This is a genomic window from Bacillus sp. FSL W8-0770, assembly GCF_038008705.1.
Lineage (GTDB): Bacteria > Bacillota > Bacilli > Bacillales > Bacillaceae_G > Bacillus_A > Bacillus_A cereus.
On sequence record NZ_JBBOZR010000001.1, the window covers coordinates 2,560,726 to 2,581,444 of the forward strand.

Below are 20,719 nucleotides of genomic sequence, written 5' to 3' on the forward strand. Positions count from 1 at the left end.
TTTTTTTATTTGCAATCCTTGTTAAATTTGCTCAATGCAGTATTTATTTCCACATTCTTCGCTTTTATTTAATCGGTTTCTCTGTTTTTAAGACAAATGAACTTAATGCAGGAACTTTAATTTTATTGTCATGGACAACATAAAGTGGTTTACTTCCCGCCTGCTTGCTGTCTACTAGTACTTTCCAAGGCCCTTTCGATGGAAGTGTTATTTCAACAGCTTCTCTATTTGCATTGTGAGCCACTGTAAAGTATTCATTTTTATTCCCCTCTATTGTATAAGCTACAGTATTTTTCGGAGCATCAATAAATGATACGTGTGTTTTTATTTGCTCTGCAGATGTCATTCGAAAAGCTGAGTACTTTTTGCGTAATTCTATTAAACCCTTCATATAATCTACTTCATTATTAAACGTTGCACGGCGCAGCCAATCCATCTGGTTAATTGAATCTGGAGATTTGTAACTATTATGATCACCGTATTTCGTGCGCATAAACTCTTGCCCTGCATGTAAAAATGGAATCCCTTGTGATGTTAATAAAATTGAAGAAGACAATTTGTGCATTTGTTTTCGCATTTCTTCACTGTCACCTGGATTAGTTAACTCAAGTTTATCCCATAATGTATGATTGTCATGTGCTTCCACATAAGTTAATACCTGTTCCGGATCTTGATAGGTAGACGAATTTGTATCGTAGTCAATACCTGCCGTAATACCTTTTTTAATACGATCTTCCATGTTTTCCTTTCCATTTATAAAACCATTTTCCTTTTCCTCAAATACACTACCTTTCAACCCATCACGTATATTATCGTTAAAATGAGCAATCCCTTTCATTTTCTCTGCATTTTTTTGATTTGCTTTCAGCTCAGCTGCAAGAGGTGTATTTAAATCCCATCCTTCTCCGTGTAGTATAATAGAAGGGTCAATTTGATTAACAGCTTTACGTATTTTATTCATCGTTTCATAATCATGAATACCCATTAAATCAAAACGGAATCCATCTAAATTGTATTCTTTTGCCCAATATGTTACGGAATCTATCATAAATTTCCTCATCATTTTTCTTTCTGAAGCAGTATCATTTCCTACTCCAGTTCCATTTGCAAATGTTCCATCTTCATTGTAACGATAATAATAACCTGGAACTAACTTATGAAAATTAGATTCAGCAGCATTATACATATGGTTATATACTACATCCATCACTACTCGAAGATTATTATCATGTAGTGTTTGAACCATTTGCTTCAATTCAGTTATTCGCACAGTCGGCTCATAAGGATTTGTAGAATAGGAGCCTTCTGGAACGTTGAAATTTTTAGGATCATATCCCCAGTTATATTGCGGTTCATTTAAAGTCTCTTCATTTACAGAAGCATAATCAAATATCGGTAAAAACTGAACGTGAGTAACACCTAGATCCTTTATATGATCAAGTCCTGTTTTTACACCTTCTGGCCCTTTTGTTCCTTTTTCTGTTACACCTAAATACTTCCCTTTCTGTTTAATACCACTTTCAGGTTGGATGGAAAGATCACGTACATGTAACTCATAAATAATAGCATCTTCCGGATTTTTAAATTTTGGCTTTTTGTTTGCTTTCCATTTTTTCGGATTTGTTTCTTCTAAATTAACGACTGCACCTTTATCCCCATTTACAGAAGCAGCACGCACATATGGATCAACCGCTTCAGTCCACTTATCACCAATTTTGACCTTATACGTATAAAAGAGCCCTTTTTGGTTCCCCTTTAGTTCTGCTGTCCAAGTTCCCTTTTCACCTTGTTGCATGTTTATTTCAGCACCTATTTTATCGTTCCAGTTTTTATATGTAACTAACTTCGCTTCGCTTGCAGTAGGAGCCCATAAACGGAACTTTGTATGTTGCGGAGTATATGTATTTCCTAAATCGTTGCCACCATAATAAAATAAATTATCAAATTCTTCGCTACGAATGACTTTACCAATTTCAGTATTCGTATCAGCTAAGTTTTCAATTTTAACTTTGTATGTTTGTTTTAAATCAATTTTCTGTTCCGTAATTATTTTAACCTTATTAGTAATATCTCCACTGTTTGTATCATAAGGAGTAATATTTTTAATTTTAATGCCTTCAATTTCAATTTTCTTTTCCTTAATATGAAACGGGACATTAGTCGTTACAGTAATTTCATTGAAACTATCAATAGTTGCTTTTTGAATTGAGAGATCCGATGAAGGCTTAGAGTTATATACTTTTTCATCACCCGAAAGAATCCATACTTCAGCACGACCGTCCTTTATATTTTCAATCCAACGATCCCCACCATCTTTTTCCCATTCATTTGTTCGAACTATAAATCCTACACGATTATAGTCACCGTCTATTTTTATCTTAGCGTATTTTCCAAATTCATCTTCACCAGTAAATTCATAAGATGTACCATTTGCATTTTCTCCCCATAACCAAAGATTCCAGTCTTTTGTATTTCCAAGCTTTTCTTTGTAATGAATGATAATTTCAGTTGTTTTCGAATTTGAAACTGCCTTCACACTCTGAAAAGAGAAAACAGATGATAACATAATGATTAAAGTAAGTAATAAAACTGTTTTATTAATTAATCTTTTTGTAATTTGCACCACATACACCCTTTCTTCAAATATTACTAACGATTTATTATGCTTTCACTGAATAAAACTGCTTAAATTTATCTAGAAATCTCTTTAACTTCACCTCCATATTGGCTATTTTCACGTATGTATTTCAATGACCTTTTAATACGAAAGCGTTTGCATTAATACTTAAAAAAATAGATTTGTTTATGCCTTCATATATTTGTAAATACTAAAAGATCAGGGAAATCATTTTAAAGCAATCGTTTGTTATCGCTTTCATTTTATAGACTTTCTATCAAGAGGTCAATATATTATTAATTTTCTGTTTTTACACACTTTAAACCTTATTTATCGCAACTTCTTACAGATAACGCACCTAATTATTGCTTAGTCAGTTTATTTCCAACAATACATTACGAAAAAAACAGCTAATATCCTTAAAATGATATTAGCTGTTTTTCATAATGTATTAATATATGAATGATAACTATATTTCTAAATTACTTAATTTTTGCTGCATCAAATGCTTTTTGAACTGCTTGAACTTCAGCTGTATTCGCACCATATTTATTAGTTGCCACTCGAATACATGCTGATTTCAATTCTTTGAAATTAGAAGTCATGTTTAACTCATCTGTATTTGCATAATAGAAAATATCAAACATTTTATCTTCACCAATTCCTTTAACAGTTACTCCGTTATGAGTTCCACCTTTCGCAATGAGATACGCAACTTTATTAATAATACTTGAATTAAAATGAACACCGCCTTGATCCCATCCATTAAAATCGTTAAATTCACTGTAATCATCTGGATAAGGTACTCCTAGTGAAGATGGAACAGAAGCTGGGTTTTCCATATCACGGAAAACAGATCCTGTTTGTTCTCCCATTGTCCAGTTAAAGTTTCCATTATTTACGTATTTCTCAATAGATGTTCCCATAATATCAGATAATGCCTCATTAATCGCACCGGATTCTCCGTAATATTCAAGATTAGATTCGCTAGAAGTAACAGCATGTGTAAATTCATGTCCAGCTACGTCATATGCTTTAACAATAGGATCGCCATATACAAGCATACTTCCATTATTAGCACTTAATGCATTCTGCCAATTTTTCGGATCATTCGTCTCTTCAGAATCCCAAGCGTGTACAACTGAAACTACTTTTTGTCCTTTATTATCAAAGCTATTACGCTTGTATTTATCTTTATAAAAATCAAATACTTTTGTTGCTAAGTAATGAGCACTTACTGCTTTTGAATCGTTAAATGTTGCCGAAGTACTAGTCGCTAATGTACCAGGATAATAGCTTTCTTCTTTAGTAATATCTCTGTAATTCACATCATATGTTTCAATTCCTTGCCCTCTTGTATAATCAGCAAGAGCATATTTGCCATTACTTTGTTTAGAGATACCAAATGAACGAGAAATACCTAAATCATCTTTTCCTGTTCCAGTTAATGATGTAAGACTGCTTTGTTTACTTTTCTTTAAAGCTCCAACTAGTTTGTCACTGGCTTTTAAGTTAGATTCTTGTACCATATTTTTTAACATATCACCATTTTGTGCATTTATTAAATAAGTACCAGAAACATAGGTTGGTGTTGCAGCTTCAAAGGTAACTTGGTATGCATTTTTAGCTTGTCCATTATTTTCATCAACAAAAATAACCTCTTTAACTTCTGGCTCAGAAATAAACTTGATATCGTTCCCGTACTTCGTATAAATAAATTGTTTTGCTTCATCTTTTGATAGATTAATAGGTTTTTTCAATTCTTCTTGTTTTAAATTTTGCGCGCTATCACCTGAAACACTTTTAATAACACCCTTATTATCTACGTGTGCAGTTAATTGATGGCCATATACTTCTTTTCCTTCGTATGTTTGCTGCATACGCACAAGTGTAGTTCCATCATACGAACCACGTTTTTGAAGGACTTTATAATCTACCCCTGCTTCTCCATTGACTTGTTTTTGGGACAGAGCTTGCTCTGTTTTCTCCTTAAGTGCATCCTTTACTACATTTTCTGGTGCCTTTTGTGACGGCTGTGTAAGTTCACCCGAACGGAACGATTCCTCTTGAATTTGAACTTGTAGTTGATCTGTTTCCTCTGCATGACCTACGCCATATGGTGCCACAGCTGTTAAAGCTAATCCTGTTGTTAATGCTACCTTAGTTAATGTCTTTTTGTTTTTCATTATTTCACCTCGTATAATTTTTGAAATAGAAAGCTTGTACAAAGTATACTGTCTATTCCTGTCGGAAAAAAGAGAAAATACGAAATTTATGTAACATTATGCAAAATTACATAAATTGTGGTCAATATTATAAATAATGAACGGAACACATATGTACATTATTTTGAATAAAAGAGAATCCTTATAGACACTCATCCAATTGGTTAGTTATTAATTATCTATATTCATTCTAATAAAAGTATACTTACATCTAAATAACAACATAAAAACCCACTCTTTACTATTGTAAGAGTGGGTTTCATACTATTAAAATAACAATTACTATAAGAAACCTTATAATTTATATTTTTTTAGTAATCCTATTAAGTTTTTTATAAAATTCACCTTTTGTCTTTGCATGATTAAACTCATTTGGATTAATATTTGCTTTTTGTGCGAGTGCTACAATTTCTTCTTTTGAAATTGAGTCTTTCGTATTTATAGATGCTATATTTGTGTATTTTCCGTCTTCTGTTTTTGGAATTTCTAAAATCCCTTTATTCACAAGATCAACTACAGCCTTATGCTCTGAAGAATGTAAATCTACACCAGTAATTTTCCAATTACGCATAACTTTTGGTGTGTATACACCGTTCTTTACCTCTTTTAAATATGTAATAGCAAGGTTACGAATGGTTCCACCAGTTTCTCCAAATGCATTCTCTTGTTTAGATGACCAAATTTGTTCAAACTTACGCCCCTCTAAAGCTCCCCCTTTTGCCTGAAGAGCCTCCATTCTATATGCATTCATTCCCAGCGTCATAACATCGCTCGTTTTGATTGGTTTGTTTGTACGAATAGAGCGTAAATTTGTAATTCTACTTCCATATGGTTTTGTTAAGTCAATTTCGTATTTTACGCCTCCAAAGAAATCGTTCGTACTGTATTTAGATGCACGGCGGGTTTTATCAAAGCTAACGGTTACATCTCCGGCACGAGATGAGTTAAAATATCCTGCTGCCCATTCCATATAGTCTTTTAAATCTTTTCCAGAAATCTTATATACTGTAATTTCTCCCAAGGCATATTGGTAATTGTACGCAATATCTTTTTTCTTAATAGGACCTATATCCAAACGGGCATAATCATTATCAATTTGATGGGCTACTACATCTGCTTTACTGTAGTAGAGCATGACTTCATGAAAGAAATCTGATAAAGGTGTTTCTTGAATCTGAACACTTGGAATACCTTTTATTTCATTTTCAGGAACAAGATTTCTCCCCTTTAATTGAGCGACTACAACATTTGCATCTCCTCTCGCATATTCGTGAAAAGGTGTTAATGTTTCTTCAAGTGTAGGATCAGATAATATCGTTGTTCCATCAGCATTTTTTACAGGTATAGCGGTAGCAGTTTTATCTTTTAAAACCAATTTCCCATCTTGCTTTGTAAAAGTAAGGTCAATACGTGAAATATGTGTTCCATATTTATCTGGTTCTGTAATAATTACGCCATTTACAACTTCTTTTTTTACAAGTTTATGCATATGAGCCGCAAAAATAGCGCTTAGTTCCGGACAAGCATTTGCAATATCTTGAACACCAGTACCAGGGATACCATTCTCATTTTCTAATCCCATATGCATAACTCCTACCATTACATCTACTTTACCTTCTAATTCCTTAATTGCCTTTTTCGTCTCTTCTACCGGATTTTTCACCACTAAACCATCTAAGTGATCTGTCCCTTTTTCAAAATCACTAATCATTGGTGTATTCATACCAATAATCCCAACTTTAATTCCACCTTTTTCTACAATTGTATATGCAGGAAGAAAGCGCTCTCCATTTTCCTTATAAATATTTCCTGCTAACGTTTTTCCCTTATATTGCTCACTAACTTTTTTCAATGTATCTAATCCAAAATTGAATTCATGATTTCCAAATGCCCAGGCGTCATATCCCATTGTATTCATCGCTACCATCATTGGCGATTGTGGTTTATCGTTGAATAATTCTACTGAGTTTCCTTGAATTGTATCCCCAGCATCTACTAATATGGTATTGGGATTTTCTTGACGGACCTTCTTTATAACCGTATAAAGCTGCGTCAGACTTCCACTCATATTTGCTCCATCAAGCGCATAATCCCAAGGCATAAATCTACCATGAATATCTGCAGTACCTAACAATGTGATATTAACTTCAGATTCCTCAGCCTTAGAGATAGGTGGTTTGACTATTACTGCTGTTCCAAGCAGTAATAGAATTACAAAGTAACATACATAGTTCTTCCATTTCATTTTTTGCATAATAATAATATTTCTCCCCTTTTTGTACTTTCATAAAGTTGCTTGAACTTTAAAAATGTAACTTATTATTCAGGAAACTTCAACTACAAAAGATAATTTTGAAGGTGGTTCTGTTGCAAAATAAAGAGAATAAATTGCATACATCCCCTAACAGAATTGTATTTTATCGTTTCCTGACAGAATACCCCTTCCTTAAGCGTGTGAAGAGTACTTTCAAAATAAGGACATATCATTCATCATCATAAAATCATTATTTCAATTTACTAAAATTCGCATATAAAATATGTTATGATGATTATTTTTTTGAATTTCATTGTCGAAGTATTTCCTTCTCAATGAAAATACTTCCAAAAAAATAACCCCGCTCTTCATTTAAGACGGGGTTACACTTATACAGAAAATCGGATAGTTTCATATTTTCTTAAGCTTATTGGTTACTTTCAACTAATTTCATTCTATTTTTGTTTTCTTCTGAATCAATATGAATCAACCGTTTTCCCTGTTTATAATACGCATCAATAAATAGGGAATGATTTTTACTTTTCAATTTCACAAAGCAATTTTATCTCTTTTATTTGTGAAATATGACGCTGTTCATGTAAATAAATCAGTTCTATCCACTGATCAAGGGATAATTCTCCAAGAGCTGGATGCATCACTGCTTTTTTCGCTAATATAGACTCATCTTCTATTGTACTCAGGAAACGCATCAATTCTTTTCTTGATTCGTTTAGCATATTGAGCATTTGCTCCACTTCAAATGGTTCTATAATTGGTTCAATCATTTCTGGAGCTATAAACTTTTTCGTTCTATCTAATAAAATAGTGTGAATTTCTTTACGCTCATTTTGGGTACTATCTAACTTTTTTAATCCTGATGAAATAACTGTTATAACTCTCTCATCTAATAAAACTAAATGATGACAAACTTGTGCAATACTCCATTTATCCTTATCTGGTTTCCTATTAAATTGAGCATCACTCAACAAATTAATTTCCTCAACTAATTGATCTCTCGTTTCATAAAACTTTTCATTTACAAATGTATCCATGTGGATTCTCCTTTCATTGCAACCTACATACTTAAATTCCTACGCTAGAAATATTATCTTCAAAAAAAGTTTTTCTTTCACTACTATTCCAATTTCATTTTAAAGCTACAAATGAAATTATTTGTTTTTTATATCTTTTTAATTGGCACAAATAAATTAACCTTTAACTTTCCGTCTAGATCTTCAGCAACATTATTTAAGCAAAACTCTAAATTATCTCTATCATAATCTGCATCATACTCACTATTTGGTAGCCACTCCGCATACATGTATTGATACGCTTCACTTAATTTATGAGGTTCATCATAGAACTGGTATAGACCATATGTACCTCCATCTAATCTTTTAAATTGCACATCATGATGCTTTTCTTTATCGAAGTTTTCAGGAATCGTAACACATGCATCATGCCGGCACTTATGACTTGCAACAAGTTCAGGATTATCTAATGATATTCCGATAAATGATTGCTCTGGTGGATAAAGTTTATTTTCAATTGACCAATTCAGTAACTTTCCCCAGTGATCTTGTGGTTCAAAGTAGCTACCAGTTCGTCTTATATATGCTACTTCTAATGGTGGTAATTTTTTTATAAAAACTTTCATTTACATCTTCTCCCCTATAAATATGTACACTGTTTATTTAGCTTTCTTTAAATATTTATTCCTTCTTAAATAAAAAGAATCCTCTAATCACATGAATTTTAATTGAAATACAATTGATTACTATTACTACTACTAAAGTAGTATGTACTTTCATACTTTTATTTGATTTTAAAGTCTTTTTAAATCGATATATTGATTGTAAGAAAATAAAAAGGTGGAGGATTTTAATTGATTAAAGGAATATACGAAGCGCATTTACCAGTATAATGTCCTATCAATTTATCATTAAATAAATGTAAAAAATGACCCTATTTATTCATTTTTAATGCGTATGTATGTACATTTGTTAATTTATTCGATATATTATGGGTATTGAATGATTACGTGAAATGTATAGGTCGCTTATATAACACCTTATATTTTTATATCCGTGAAAACTACAAAGTGTATGAAAATCCATTTGTCAAATGAATTTAGTGTGGAAGGAGGTTTGTGGTTACTTCATAGGGTATAATAATCAGTTTTTTACTGATAAAAATATAGGAGGCGACATAATGTTTCGTACGATTTCAAATTTCATGAGAGTAGCTGAGATAAGAAGGAAAATCCTTTTTACACTAGCGATGTTAATCGTTTTTCGAATTGGCACGTTTATTCCAGTTCCTCATACTAACGCAGAGGTATTAAAAGTACAAGATCAAGCTAACGTTCTAGGTATGTTAAACGTATTTGGCGGAGGAGCATTGCAACACTTCTCAATCTTTGCTGTAGGTATTACACCATATATTACAGCTTCTATCATAGTACAATTACTACAAATGGATGTTATACCTAAATTTTCGGAATGGGCAAAGCAAGGAGAAATGGGCCGTAAGAAATCAGCTCAATTCACTCGATACTTTACAATCATTCTCGCATTCATACAGGCCATCGGAATGTCTTATGGCTTTAATAATATAGCAGGTGGACAATTAATAACAGATCAAAGCTGGACTACATACTTATTTATTGCGACAGTTTTAACTGCAGGTACTGCATTTTTACTTTGGTTAGGCGAACAAATTACCGCTAACGGAGTTGGTAATGGTATTTCGATGATTATCTTCGCAGGTCTCGTTGCTGCGATTCCAAATGTTGCAAATCAAATTTATTTACAACAATTCCAAAATGCTGGAGATCAGCTATTCATGCACATAATAAAAATTGTTTTAATTGGACTCGTAATTTTAGCGATAGTTGTTGGCGTTATTTACATTCAACAAGCTGTACGTAAAATACCGATCCAATATGCAAAAGCTGTTTCAGGAAACAATCCATATCAAGGAGCAAAAAACACTCATTTACCGCTTAAAGTAAATAGTGCTGGTGTTATACCAGTTATCTTTGCTTCTGCATTTTTAATGACGCCGCGTACAATTGCGCAGCTCTTCCCTGATTCAAGCGTATCAAAATGGTTAGTTGCAAATCTTGATTTCGCACATCCAATTGGAATGACACTTTATGTCGGTCTTATCGTTGCTTTCACATACTTCTACGCATTTATTCAAGTAAATCCTGAACAAATGGCTGAGAATTTGAAAAAGCAAAATGGATATGTTCCTGGTATTCGTCCTGGTAAAGCAACTGAACAATATGTAACTAAAATTCTATACCGTTTAACATTTATCGGTGCAATTTTCTTAGGTGCTATTTCTATATTACCGCTCGTATTTACGAAAATTGCTACGTTACCACCTTCTGCTCAAATTGGTGGTACAAGCTTACTTATCATTGTCGGTGTAGCACTAGAAACTATGAAGACGTTAGAAAGCCAGCTTGTAAAACGTCATTATAAAGGCTTTATTAAAAAAGTGAATTAATTATAAAAAACACAGTTGGTTATTTTTCCAACTGTGTTTTTTATTTTATCAGTCCTGTAATATACAGGGCTGTTGCTTTATGGAACTACATCTCCTTCTCTAATAACCGCCCTTTTTTGAAATAAGCCCGTAGCGTTGAACGATTGGCCAAAAATACACCAATCAATATAAGACAAGCCCCCATTCCCATTGTAGGATTTAAAGGTTCCCCTAAAATGATATATCCCACAATTATTGCAATTAATGGTGATACATATAACCACGTCGATGGAAATACTGGATTTGTTTTTGATAAGAGCCAGTAATATAATCCGTGTCCACCAATCGATCCGATAAATATGAGATATAAAATAGGCCATTGCACACTCCATGAAGTTAATACGGTTACATTTGGTTGTTCTACAATAATAGATGTGATTAGTAGTAAAATCCCTCCATAAAACATTTGAATACCGTTAATAAGAAATGGTGATACATTTGATAAATCTGAAAGTATTTCTTTCGAACGAATAGAGCCTATTCCGTAAAATAACTCTCCTATAACTAAAACAATACAAGCAATACTCCATATGAAAGTTACTTGTTGATGCATTCCTGGTAAAGAAACAAATATAACACCTGCTAGTGCAATAACTAAAGCAATGAGTTGTTCCTTTTGTAATTTCTCCCTATTCCTCTTTGCTTGTATTAATAAAATCATCATTGGTCCCGTAGCAGAAAGAACAGCAGCTAATCCCGAAGAAATATATTGTTCTGACCAATATAAACTTGCGAATGTCATAAATGTTAAACAAAATCCAGCATACATAATGCGTTTTGAAAATATATGTGGCATAATTTCTTTTCGCTTTAATTTAAAAATAATCATAAGGATTATGCCCGCTAAAAAGAAGCGAATTCCTGCTGAAAACAACGGTGGCGCCCCTGCTTCAATTCCAATTTTTATCGTTAAAAATGTTGTCCCGAAAATAATACATACTAAAATGTAATTAAAAATGACCATTTTGCTTCCTCCTTTTTACTCTTAGAATGAGTATAGAGGCTATGGTGTATAACAGTGTATCGGTACATATAACAGTTACTTCAAGTTGTAGTTGATTCCCTATATATTTTTCGCTTTAATTAAGTTAAAAAGAAAAATAGGTGAACCTATGAAAATTGTATTGCGTAAAGAAACAAACATACCGTATTACAAGCAAATATATATGCAAATTGTTGACAGAATACAAAGTGGTATGCTTTCACATGGTGAATCTCTTCCTTCTTTACGTTGTATGGCCACAGATTTACAAATCAATGTATTAACAGTTCGTAAAGCGTATAAACAGTTAGAAACGAAAGGGTATATACGCATCGAACAAGGAAAAGGTGCTTACATATATAAACGGGTAAAGAAAGATTTCAAACCAATTCCGTATAAATGGCAACAAATGAAAACGATTAATGTTATGCGTTCTCAATATGCAATGAATAAGCACCGTAAATATTATAATTTTTCACAAGCAATTCTGTATCCTCGTCTGTTACCAAATCCATTTTTGGCAGATGAAATGCATAAATTGCTGGATAAAAATCCGATGTTGTTAGCAACTTATGGGCCAGTTCAAGGCGATTATGAATTGCGAGTTGAAATAGCAAATTACTTAAATGAACACCAGAAATTAGTGACAGACCCATCTCAATTATTAATTACAAGCGGCGCACAACAAGGAATTGATTTAATTGCTCAAACATTATTAAAACCTGGAGATATTGTATTAGTAGAAAGTCCATGTTACAGTGCTGCGCTTGATATTTTCATCAATAAAGGTGTTCAAATCATTCCCGTTTCTCTTGATAATCATGGAGTTCGCTCCGACTTAATTGATGATATTTGTCAAAGTAAAAATCCCGTTTTATTGTATACGAATCCCACCTTCCAGAATCCGACAGGTACAGTAATGAGTAAAGAACGAAGAATGGAACTTATAGAACTATCGGAGTTATATCAATTTTTTATTATTGAAGATGATTCTTTCGGAGAAATATATTTTGAGGATGCTATAATCCCGCCCCCAATCAAAAGTTTTGATAAGGATGGCCACGTAATATATATAAAAGGATTTAGTAAAACGTTAGCACCAGGACTGCGTATCGCGGCACTTATTGCCGATGGTCCTATTTTTGAATGGCTATATGCAGTAAAAGGTTCAATGGATATCGGTAGTCCTTTATTAACACAGAAGGCACTTCTACCGTTTTTACGTGCAGAACGTATGAAAAACCATTTAGAAAAATTACGTACAGCTTTACAAATGAGACGTGATTTAACAATTGATATATTATCGCCATTAAAAGAACTACACTTTGAAATACCAAATGGAGGTTTTAATTTATGGGTGACACTACCTGATTCGATAGATTCCTTTACCTTATTACAAAAAGCAAATGAAGTAGATGTCTCTTTTTTACCAGGAACAGCTTGTCTATTAAATTACGAAACAAATGATAACCAATTAAGAATTAGCTATTCAATGTTAAACGAGAAAGATATGGAAATTGGATTAGAAAAATTACACGATACAATACGAAACAGTATTTGTTAGAAGTAATATCACAATAGCTAACAATAAATAATACTCGAAAATGAAAATGTATAGTATGGGATATTATTTATTGTTGAGCTTTTTCGTTATTCTGAACAACCGGTTTTAAAACTTGTCTTTCTTTTAATTCTTCAACAATACCATATTGATCAATAATAATTGCTTTCATTTCCTCTCCTCCTTGCTGTTTATTTTAATAACATACAATTATTTCTCAAAATTTTTTGCCTTGAATTAACATATAATTATTTTTGGGGGTAATTATGCAAGAAGCATTATAAAGTGAAACTTTAATCAACTCTCGCCAATCGGGCTTTTTCGGGAAGTTGGTCCCCTCCCAACTTCTTTACTTTCCCTGAATTTTAAGATGGGACTCTTACTGCCCAGCAAATAGCGGGATGAATTCCACCACGAATCTTACACACATCTTAGAATCATCCAAAACTGTTTTATTGATCAAATTCAAAAGAAATGGGGCTAACTATATGAGTGAAAAGATGTTTAAAATAAACGGAATTGATATATGTACAGAAAGCTTTGGAAACCCTAAGAACCCTGCTATTTTATTAATTATGGGCGCTACATGTTCCATGGTTTATTGGGACGAAGAGTTTTGTGAGCTGTTGGCTAGTACGGGGAAGTTTGTTATTCGCTTTGATAACCGTGATGTTGGACGCTCTGTTGCCTATGAACCTAGAACTTCCAATTACACAGTAACAGATATGGCTGAAGATGCAATTGGAGTACTAGATGCTTATCATATTGATAAAGCTCACCTATTTGGCATGTCATTAGGTGGTATGATTGCTCAAATTGCCGCTGTAAAACATCCCGAAAGAATTTTGACGCTAACTTTACTAGCGACTAGTGTAATAGGATCTGATGACAATACTCGCGATTTACCTCCAATGGACGAAAGGATTTTAACACATCATGTAAATGGCACAAGTATAGATTGGGCAAATAAAAATGATGTGGCAGAGTATTTAGTTTCAGGATCTCGTCTATTATGTGGATCAGAACGAATATTTGATGAAAATAGAGTTTATAAACAAGTAAAACAAGAAATAGAACGCGCAAACAATTTATTAAGTATGTTTAATCACGCTTTACTTCAAGGTGATGATGCATATGAAGGTGTACTTCAATCCATACAAGCACCTACATTAGTTATTCACGGAACAGACGATACAGCACTACCATTTGAACATGGCCTCGCACTAATTGATGAAATTCCAAACTCAGTACTATTAACCCTTAAAGGGGCAGGCCATGAAAACCATCCAGATGACTGGGAAAGCATAATTAATGCTGTTTCTAAACATACATCTAAAATTTAGATAAATAACTAATGGAAGGGTCACAAATTGTATTGTGCCCCTTCCATTTACAAACAAAACCCCATCACTGTATTCGTATGTATAGTGATGGGGACTTCTTATATTTTTCTATGTTTAAAAAAATGGACAATCTAATTGATCAACAGATTCCCATAATTTTTTTTTTGCATTTTCAGTGGATGTATTTGTGTCTAGTGTCATGTTTTTAAAAGGGTTTACTTCGACTTTTAATAAGGATGAAGGCTCCACATATAATGAGAAAACATGGCTGCTTGGTAAAGCTTTAGAAACGTCAATATCTCCTACTTGTTTGAATAGTTGCTGCGCAGCAAAGAAGAAGAAATTAGTTGGATTTGATTGTTTATTCAGCCACGCAAGCATTTCAGGTGATACCGATTTATGAATATTGATTTTTACTCGATCACCACGTTTATATCGCCTAGATCGCATACTTCCACCAACTAACTTATCGTTAAGTTTGTAAATCCTAACTCTTTTTGCTTATGCTCTCTATATTTTGGCGAACAAGTATAGACTAATAATCCTCGTGCATTTGTAAATAACGGATTATCTACAAAGATTACATTTTTGAGTCGTCCTTTTTGCTTTAAAATCATTTTTAAACTGTTTTTAATAATTACTGCACCCCCGCCATAAATAAACACGTATGGATCGTCTTTCATATCATCAATTTTATTTATAATATCTGTTGCAACACGCGCTGCTAAACCTAATAGCGCTGGCTGTGATTCCTCAACTAATAAGGTATTTCTCGGATGCTTATCATTTAAATAAATTTGATTGAATTCTGTAATACTATCAATCGTCTTAGTTGGATACTTCCGGTTCCATCTCGTAATGATTTGTAGTAACGTCTCTTTTACACCATAAGATAAACCTTTACTTAGTTGCGGACGGAAATTCACCCCTAATGAAACGACTTCTTCTGTCGTCCCTGCGCCAATATCAAAAGAGAGTAGAGTTTTATCTACAAAATCAATTTCAGAAACTTGATTTTGCTCACATTCTATTTTATGTTTCACAACATTTCCTTCTTCATCGTATACAATGCCCCACGTCCCAGAAGCACCCTCAGGCAGGCATTTACAATACTCAATTGAAACATTAATTGTCACATCGCGTCCGTTCGGATAATGAAAAATAACCTTATGATTTCCCATATAACGTTTTGCATTTTCAGCAGCTATTTCTTGTGTAATAAGCTGCATAGGAAGAGCGACAGATAAATCATAACGAATATTAATATGGCTAGAAGTTGGACTTTGACGCATAGCGCTTACCGCCAAACCTGATAGTATTGTAATAACCATTAACTCATCCGTTGACTTATTTGATTTCTTCTCTACCTCAGTACCTTTTAATTGATCTTGAATGACTTTTTCTCCAACGATGTATCGTACATTATTTAGCATTAACGATGGCGAACTTATAGTCACATCAATGTGGTTTTCTAATTCAGATAATGAAACATCTACCTCATCTAAGAGTCCTGTAGGCTCACCTATATATAAAGAATAAATACTCGGAATAAAAATAGGGTCTTGCCCTTTCACCATTAACTTCAAACCGTTGTTTCCTGCATCTGCACCAGCTTTTAAAAGTATAGACATAACTACCCCCTAAATTAATCTGACATCCCTTCCAAATATATGCGAGCCCATTCTTTTACATTCAAATGTATTGTAATTTTTTATTTATCATAAAACCAAAATATTGCATACTTACATATTTCGTGTAAAAAGTATTTGACATGATACTTTGCCAATTTTATACTTATATTTGTAAAGAGTTTTTTACAATCGGGGGGGGCAATTATTTATTGAATACTAAAAAAACTATTTTTATAATCATTGTTTTAGCATTAATTGCAATACTAGTACATGGCACATATAAATACATAACTGAAGGTTCTATTTTGGGTGGTACGATTTTTGCTATTTCGTTAATACTTAGTAATTTAATTAATTACATTACTTGGGGAGATCCCCACGGTGTATCAGAAGAAAGTCAAGATGAAATGGGACAACAAATTACATATAAAAGCTTTAAAATTGCATATTTTGTGCTTGTAATTGTAATGTTCCTTATATTAATCTTCTCTGAAGGATTTTCTATGGGGGCTAATTTAGATGGAGTAAAAAACCTCCCTCTGTTCATCGCAATTTGCTCTTCCTTCTTTATTTATCCTATTGTCGAACTCGTAGTTGCAAAACAATATAAATAAAAAGATGAGGTTTTCTACATGTAGAAAACCTCATCTTTTTATATTTACATACCCTCTACAATTGCTTTTAATTTGTTCACAGTCCGCCAATTCCTAACTGTAGCTGGTGTATGTAACTTCTGAAACTGGTTCATTAATTTAGAATTTCGAATGCTATTTTTGAAAAACAAATAAACGACTTTCTCATCTATATAGCAATCTTCAAGTTCACTTTTAAATATAAGCAATTGACTACTCTCTTCTTCAGAAAGTACATTAGCTAAAAAAGCAACATGAACACTTTCTCCTTCTAACAATGAATGAACTTCATACGGACATTGCTTAATAATATTTATAAATTCATCATGTGTTCTTAGCATGACTGGAACATCGAAATCAAATTCATTTTTTATTTCCGTTTGTATTCGGTCTTTTAGAAAGTTTATATCTTCCTCAGATTCGAACACGATATTACCACTTTGTATATACGTTTTCACTTGTTTTAACCCTATTGATTCAAACACTCGTTTTAACTCAGCCATTTTGATTACTTTATGTCCACCGACATTGATTCCTCTTAGTAATGCAATATAAAGTGTCATACTATTCCCCCCACAATAAAATGAACTTATCAATTGAATCGATTTCCCCACTCATATTTCTCGGATATTTGTTTTAATTCTTCTAACATATCATGAATAGATAATACCTCAAATAAAATAATATACTCACTTGAAAAATGGTGATGATAATGATTTGGTTTATAATCTTTTAAATCATTTTTATAACTCCAAGTTGAGATATTAAAAAATTCACAAACTAACACTGTAAGAAAAACTGCAATCCCAGTTTTAATCACTTTTCCCCCAACGATATTCCATTTTCTATCTTGATTCATTTTTTATATCCTTCATTTCTATTTCATTTTATATACATATATTGTATATTATTAAAATAAAAAAACCTACTACATGAATATTCAAGAGTAAGTTTTCTATCTCATTATTTCATTATTGACAAATGCATTATTATTTGTTGGCCTATTGGTCCCATTCTTCTAAAACCTTTATCTTGGAAGCCGACTTTTGCATATAAATTTTGTGCAGGAATATTTCTTTCATTCACAGCAAGTACAACTTCATTTTTTATTGGAAAATAACGTTTTACAAACTCGTCTAATAATAACAATGACTTTTTAGCGTATCCTTTTCTTTGTCTATTGTGATTTATAGAAAATGAGGTTAAAAGTAAAGCGTTTTTATTGTCTGTAAATTCCTGTACTCTATCGCCTGTTTGCAATGCGAAAAGACCCACCGGTACCCCATTGTAATCTAAAATAATAATCACATTTTTTGTACGATCACTTTTTGCTTTCTCCAGTAATGCGCTTGGATCTGATGTAAACTGAACTTGTTCACTTGGTAAAGTAAATGTTTGTATAACTTCTTTATATTTCTCCTTATACGGAACTAATTGAATTTCCCCTGTGTGTATGTTCATGCTAAACTCTCCCATTTTTTAGCTTATTAACTTATACCTTGCTGTGCTTTTGAATGCACTCTTCCATCTAAAAAAGTAATTTCAACAAATGAATTTGGATTGTTTCCTTTCCAAGCAAAAATTTGTTTAATTTGTGGAGAATGTTCTACCCCTTCTTCTATAAGTAAATCTCCTTCAAAACCAATTAAACCTTTCACTTCTGTATAAGTCATCCCTTCATTTATACTCGAGAAATGATTTATATTGATAGACTCTTTCTGTTGCCTTTCCATCACAGTAGAAGAAGTTGCTGTTTGATTTTTCACTTCTTTTCTCTGTTCACACGCTGTCATACTGAAACCTAAGCATAAACTAAACAATATACATGCGCTTTTTTTCATCATAACAGTTGTCCCTCCCCTCATAATTAAACCATATTTTCCCTTAAAAATAAACTGAATATTTAATATTATATTTAAAAACCTCGTACAATTAAGTACGAGGCTAATTTCATTTATTCAAATGATTATTTGATTGATCATTCTGTTCTTTTCTTAACTCTTGTTCTTCATCTTTTGGTAATTGTTTATCATTATCCTTAATTGGATTCGTTTCTCTATTTTCTATCATATCATTTGGAACTTGTGGCATTACTCGGCCCACAATAGCGGCTAATTCATCTAGTATACCTTCACCTGTTTTTCCTTTTTTTATTTGCTTTCCAATTTGTTTGAGGCGTTCATACGTATCAACATCTGCTACAACGACTGCATTAGCACCGTCAGGGTCATTTTTTAAACTTTCTGCAACAGAGTATTTAATTGATTCAACTCGAGTTCGATCAAGTTTTGCTTTTACATCAATACCTACAATAGCATATTTTCCAACAACGACCGCGGTTGCATCATTCACACCTGGCACACTTGCCGCTAAAGATGCTAAATGATCTGCTGCTTTTTCATTTGGTTTATTTGATTTGTTTGTATAGTTAACATTTTTCATCGAAACATTTTTTTGCTCTGGTTTTTCGTTTGGATTGTCCTTTTTTCCAATACTGCATCCAGTTATAAACAAGCAAAGCATCAACATATATATTAGGCTCTTCATTATTCTCACCACTTTACTATTAAAATTTAATCATAAATTTTTTCAACAGCTTGCATTTTCTTTACCTTTTCCTCGGCCCCGCTATTAGCATTAATGAATATTTGGTACGTATCTTTTCCTAAAGTGCCTACAAATTCATAGCAAAGTACTTCATTATGCAAATCATTTACTACGACAGCTTTACGTTCTTCCATAACTTTAACATCTGGATTGATTTTCTTTCTTGCTTCTGCTGCAGTTAGCTTTGCCGATGGAACTGTTCGCTTTTGATGTGACGCTAAATATTCTTTTGCGGAGAACCCAACGATAGAACCATCATCTAAAGCAATTTTCATTTGGATTGCTTCTGGATAAATTCGTACTCCATTTTCATTTACTACATACGTAAATACACCAACATTATCATATTGAGAGCTATCATAAAGCTCCATATTATTAAACTTATGGTCCTTTAAAAATTTCAAACCTTTACTTCCTGCATCGTTTAAACTAACTTTCTGTTCTTTAATTTCGCGGTTATTCATAACCCAAATTGGATATCCGCCTTTTCCGGTAATATCCATATAGAACTCATTGTTCGTTGCTTCATCTTTAATTTTCACACTATAGAAGGATTCTTTCGCACCTTTTCCACTTTTCTCTACATCTACTTTTTCATTTCCTTTTAAATTCAAAAACGATTTGGCAATTTTCGCCGCTTCATCTTTAGAAATCGCTTTTCCTTCTGCTTCAAATCCACCTTTTTTATTTTTTTGCGCACTAGTAAAGGTCGGTCCGAAGTTTGTAGACGAATACGATGTTACGTTTTTCTCTACAGTTTTTAATCCATCAATAATTGTATTGTCTGCAGGATCACGATTTGATGCGAGTGCCATCTCAACATCCATCCAGCGTAAATTATTTTTCAAAACAAGATGTTGTACTTTTCTTAGTTCATCTTGTATATTTCCTGCATTTGAATATAAAGTTTCCAATGTTTTATATTCTTGATCATTTAACGGCTCTTTTTCTAAATCACGAATAGCCGCACGATAACTAAAATCACCGATATTCGCTAAAAATTCTTCCGTTTTATTAAAAGGCATTAACGTTAAAGGAAGTTGCCCTACATCCGAACGAGCTTCAGATGTTATTCTCCATACATCTGCTAATGCAGGTGATAAAGATGCACGTGAATTCATTGCAAGCGTTGTCCCGATTTTGTCGTGCAACAAATCAACCTCGTATGCTAAATCATGAAACGCACGTTGATAGCTATTTTCCGCTCGAATTAAAACCGCATTTTTCTCTTGGTGCTCTTTATAGCCCCAATACCCTGTTCCTACTACACCTACTGTTAATAATACAATGATAATACCTCGTAACATTGTCC

General features: G+C 32.9%; 17 protein-coding genes and 1 pseudogene. 4 read left to right on the top strand and 14 right to left on the bottom strand.

Annotated features, from left to right (window positions below; genetic code table 11):
• Nucleotides 1-64: 64 nt before the first annotated feature.
• The 5 genes from pulA to NST27_RS13160 all read right to left on the bottom strand — a co-directional run bounded on the left by pulA (nt 65) and on the right by NST27_RS13160 (nt 8,753).
• The gene (pulA, locus tag NST27_RS13140) at nt 65-2,623 is read right to left on the bottom strand and encodes a type I pullulanase (protein ID WP_001167497.1); all 2,559 of its coding nucleotides are present in this window, start codon (nt 2,621-2,623) and stop codon (nt 65-67) included.
• A 476-nt stretch (nt 2,624-3,099) separates the two neighbouring features.
• Complete coding sequence (locus NST27_RS13145) at nt 3,100-4,803, bottom strand: M4 family metallopeptidase (protein ID WP_000791445.1); 1,704 nt, start codon at nt 4,801-4,803, stop codon at nt 3,100-3,102.
• 340 nt (nt 4,804-5,143) lie between these two features.
• Nucleotides 5,144-7,096 (bottom strand): bifunctional metallophosphatase/5'-nucleotidase, encoded by a 1,953-nt coding sequence (locus NST27_RS13150; RefSeq protein WP_001171078.1) that lies wholly within the window; start codon nt 7,094-7,096, stop codon nt 5,144-5,146.
• 536 nt (nt 7,097-7,632) lie between these two features.
• Nucleotides 7,633-8,148, bottom strand: a complete 516-nt coding sequence (locus NST27_RS13155) for a DinB family protein (RefSeq protein WP_000379378.1) — start codon at nt 8,146-8,148, stop codon at nt 7,633-7,635.
• A 128-nt stretch (nt 8,149-8,276) separates the two neighbouring features.
• Nucleotides 8,277-8,753 carry an AraC family transcriptional regulator gene (locus NST27_RS13160; RefSeq protein ID WP_000862355.1) on the bottom strand — a complete coding sequence of 159 codons (477 nt, stop codon included), beginning with the start codon at nt 8,751-8,753 and terminating at the stop codon, nt 8,277-8,279.
• A gap of 554 nt (nt 8,754-9,307) precedes the next feature.
• On the opposite strand from NST27_RS13160, the gene secY reads away from it, so the two are divergent.
• Nucleotides 9,308-10,612 (top strand): preprotein translocase subunit SecY, encoded by a 1,305-nt coding sequence (gene secY, locus NST27_RS13165; protein WP_000490131.1) that lies wholly within the window; start codon nt 9,308-9,310, stop codon nt 10,610-10,612.
• Nucleotides 10,613-10,697: 85 nt separating this feature from the next.
• On the opposite strand, the gene NST27_RS13170 is transcribed toward secY, so the two are convergent.
• Nucleotides 10,698-11,615, bottom strand: a complete 918-nt coding sequence (locus NST27_RS13170) for a DMT family transporter (RefSeq protein ID WP_000234332.1) — start codon at nt 11,613-11,615, stop codon at nt 10,698-10,700.
• A 148-nt stretch (nt 11,616-11,763) separates the two neighbouring features.
• Here NST27_RS13170 and pdxR point away from each other — a divergent pair, with 148 nt between their 5' ends.
• Both pdxR and NST27_RS13180 read left to right on the top strand, forming a co-directional pair.
• Entirely contained in the window at nt 11,764-13,197 is a 1,434-nt protein-coding gene (gene pdxR / locus NST27_RS13175) for a MocR-like pyridoxine biosynthesis transcription factor PdxR (protein ID WP_047386306.1), read from the top strand.
• Between the two features lie 485 nt (nt 13,198-13,682).
• Nucleotides 13,683-14,537, top strand: coding sequence for an alpha/beta fold hydrolase (locus NST27_RS13180; protein WP_001291319.1), 855 nt, complete (start codon nt 13,683-13,685; stop codon nt 14,535-14,537).
• 114 nt (nt 14,538-14,651) lie between these two features.
• Here NST27_RS13180 and NST27_RS13185 read toward each other — a convergent pair whose 3' ends face one another.
• Complete coding sequence (locus tag NST27_RS13185; RefSeq protein WP_001257760.1) at nt 14,652-14,987, bottom strand: hypothetical protein; 336 nt, start codon at nt 14,985-14,987, stop codon at nt 14,652-14,654.
• 11 nt (nt 14,988-14,998) lie between these two features.
• The gene (locus NST27_RS13190; RefSeq protein WP_000025622.1) at nt 14,999-16,168 is read right to left on the bottom strand and encodes a ParM/StbA family protein; all 1,170 of its coding nucleotides are present in this window, start codon (nt 16,166-16,168) and stop codon (nt 14,999-15,001) included.
• A 209-nt stretch (nt 16,169-16,377) separates the two neighbouring features.
• Here NST27_RS13190 and NST27_RS13195 point away from each other — a divergent pair, with 209 nt between their 5' ends.
• Nucleotides 16,378-16,782, top strand: a complete 405-nt coding sequence (locus tag NST27_RS13195; protein WP_001093143.1) for a hypothetical protein — start codon at nt 16,378-16,380, stop codon at nt 16,780-16,782.
• Nucleotides 16,783-16,826: 44 nt separating this feature from the next.
• Here NST27_RS13195 and NST27_RS13200 read toward each other — a convergent pair whose 3' ends face one another.
• The 6 genes and pseudogenes from NST27_RS13200 to ypeB all read right to left on the bottom strand — a co-directional run bounded on the left by NST27_RS13200 (nt 16,827) and on the right by ypeB (nt 20,714).
• Nucleotides 16,827-17,363, bottom strand: a complete 537-nt coding sequence (locus NST27_RS13200) for a DUF1697 domain-containing protein (protein ID WP_000177395.1) — start codon at nt 17,361-17,363, stop codon at nt 16,827-16,829.
• A gap of 224 nt (nt 17,364-17,587) precedes the next feature.
• A pseudogene (locus NST27_RS29595) lies at nt 17,588-17,659 on the bottom strand (hypothetical protein); the annotation flags it as partial.
• Between the two features lie 104 nt (nt 17,660-17,763).
• Nucleotides 17,764-18,276, bottom strand: a complete 513-nt coding sequence (locus NST27_RS13205) for a GNAT family N-acetyltransferase (protein WP_002005185.1) — start codon at nt 18,274-18,276, stop codon at nt 17,764-17,766.
• A gap of 11 nt (nt 18,277-18,287) precedes the next feature.
• Nucleotides 18,288-18,644, bottom strand: a complete 357-nt coding sequence (locus NST27_RS13210) for a hypothetical protein (protein ID WP_061662091.1) — start codon at nt 18,642-18,644, stop codon at nt 18,288-18,290.
• 106 nt (nt 18,645-18,750) lie between these two features.
• Entirely contained in the window at nt 18,751-19,347 is a 597-nt protein-coding gene (locus NST27_RS13215) for a YhcN/YlaJ family sporulation lipoprotein (RefSeq protein WP_033689706.1), read from the bottom strand.
• A gap of 26 nt (nt 19,348-19,373) precedes the next feature.
• Nucleotides 19,374-20,714 carry a germination protein YpeB gene (gene ypeB, locus NST27_RS13220; protein ID WP_000943710.1) on the bottom strand — a complete coding sequence of 447 codons (1,341 nt, stop codon included), beginning with the start codon at nt 20,712-20,714 and terminating at the stop codon, nt 19,374-19,376.
• Nucleotides 20,715-20,719: the final 5 nt, after the last annotated feature.

Bases quoted from the DNA above. Each gene is read 5' to 3' on its own strand.
- NST27_RS13145 (WP_000791445.1), bottom strand. From the start codon at position 4,803: ATGAAAAACAAAAAGACATTAACTAAGGTAGCATTAACAACAGGATTA.
- NST27_RS13150 (WP_001171078.1), bottom strand. From the start codon at position 7,096: ATGCAAAAAATGAAATGGAAGAACTATGTATGTTACTTTGTAATTCTA.
- NST27_RS13155 (WP_000379378.1), bottom strand. From the start codon at position 8,148: ATGGATACATTTGTAAATGAAAAGTTTTATGAAACGAGAGATCAATTA.
- NST27_RS13160 (WP_000862355.1), bottom strand. From the start codon at position 8,753: ATGAAAGTTTTTATAAAAAAATTACCACCATTAGAAGTAGCATATATA.
- secY (WP_000490131.1), top strand. From the start codon at position 9,308: ATGTTTCGTACGATTTCAAATTTCATGAGAGTAGCTGAGATAAGAAGG.
- NST27_RS13170 (WP_000234332.1), bottom strand. From the start codon at position 11,615: ATGGTCATTTTTAATTACATTTTAGTATGTATTATTTTCGGGACAACA.
- pdxR (WP_047386306.1), top strand. From the start codon at position 11,764: ATGAAAATTGTATTGCGTAAAGAAACAAACATACCGTATTACAAGCAA.
- NST27_RS13180 (WP_001291319.1), top strand. From the start codon at position 13,683: ATGAGTGAAAAGATGTTTAAAATAAACGGAATTGATATATGTACAGAA.
- NST27_RS13185 (WP_001257760.1), bottom strand. From the start codon at position 14,987: ATGCGATCTAGGCGATATAAACGTGGTGATCGAGTAAAAATCAATATT.
- NST27_RS13190 (WP_000025622.1), bottom strand. From the start codon at position 16,168: ATGTCTATACTTTTAAAAGCTGGTGCAGATGCAGGAAACAACGGTTTG.
- NST27_RS13200 (WP_000177395.1), bottom strand. From the start codon at position 17,363: ATGACACTTTATATTGCATTACTAAGAGGAATCAATGTCGGTGGACAT.
- NST27_RS13205 (WP_002005185.1), bottom strand. From the start codon at position 18,276: ATGGGAGAGTTTAGCATGAACATACACACAGGGGAAATTCAATTAGTT.
- NST27_RS13210 (WP_061662091.1), bottom strand. From the start codon at position 18,644: ATGATGAAAAAAAGCGCATGTATATTGTTTAGTTTATGCTTAGGTTTC.
- NST27_RS13215 (WP_033689706.1), bottom strand. From the start codon at position 19,347: ATGAAGAGCCTAATATATATGTTGATGCTTTGCTTGTTTATAACTGGA.
- ypeB (WP_000943710.1), bottom strand. From the start codon at position 20,714: ATGTTACGAGGTATTATCATTGTATTATTAACAGTAGGTGTAGTAGGA.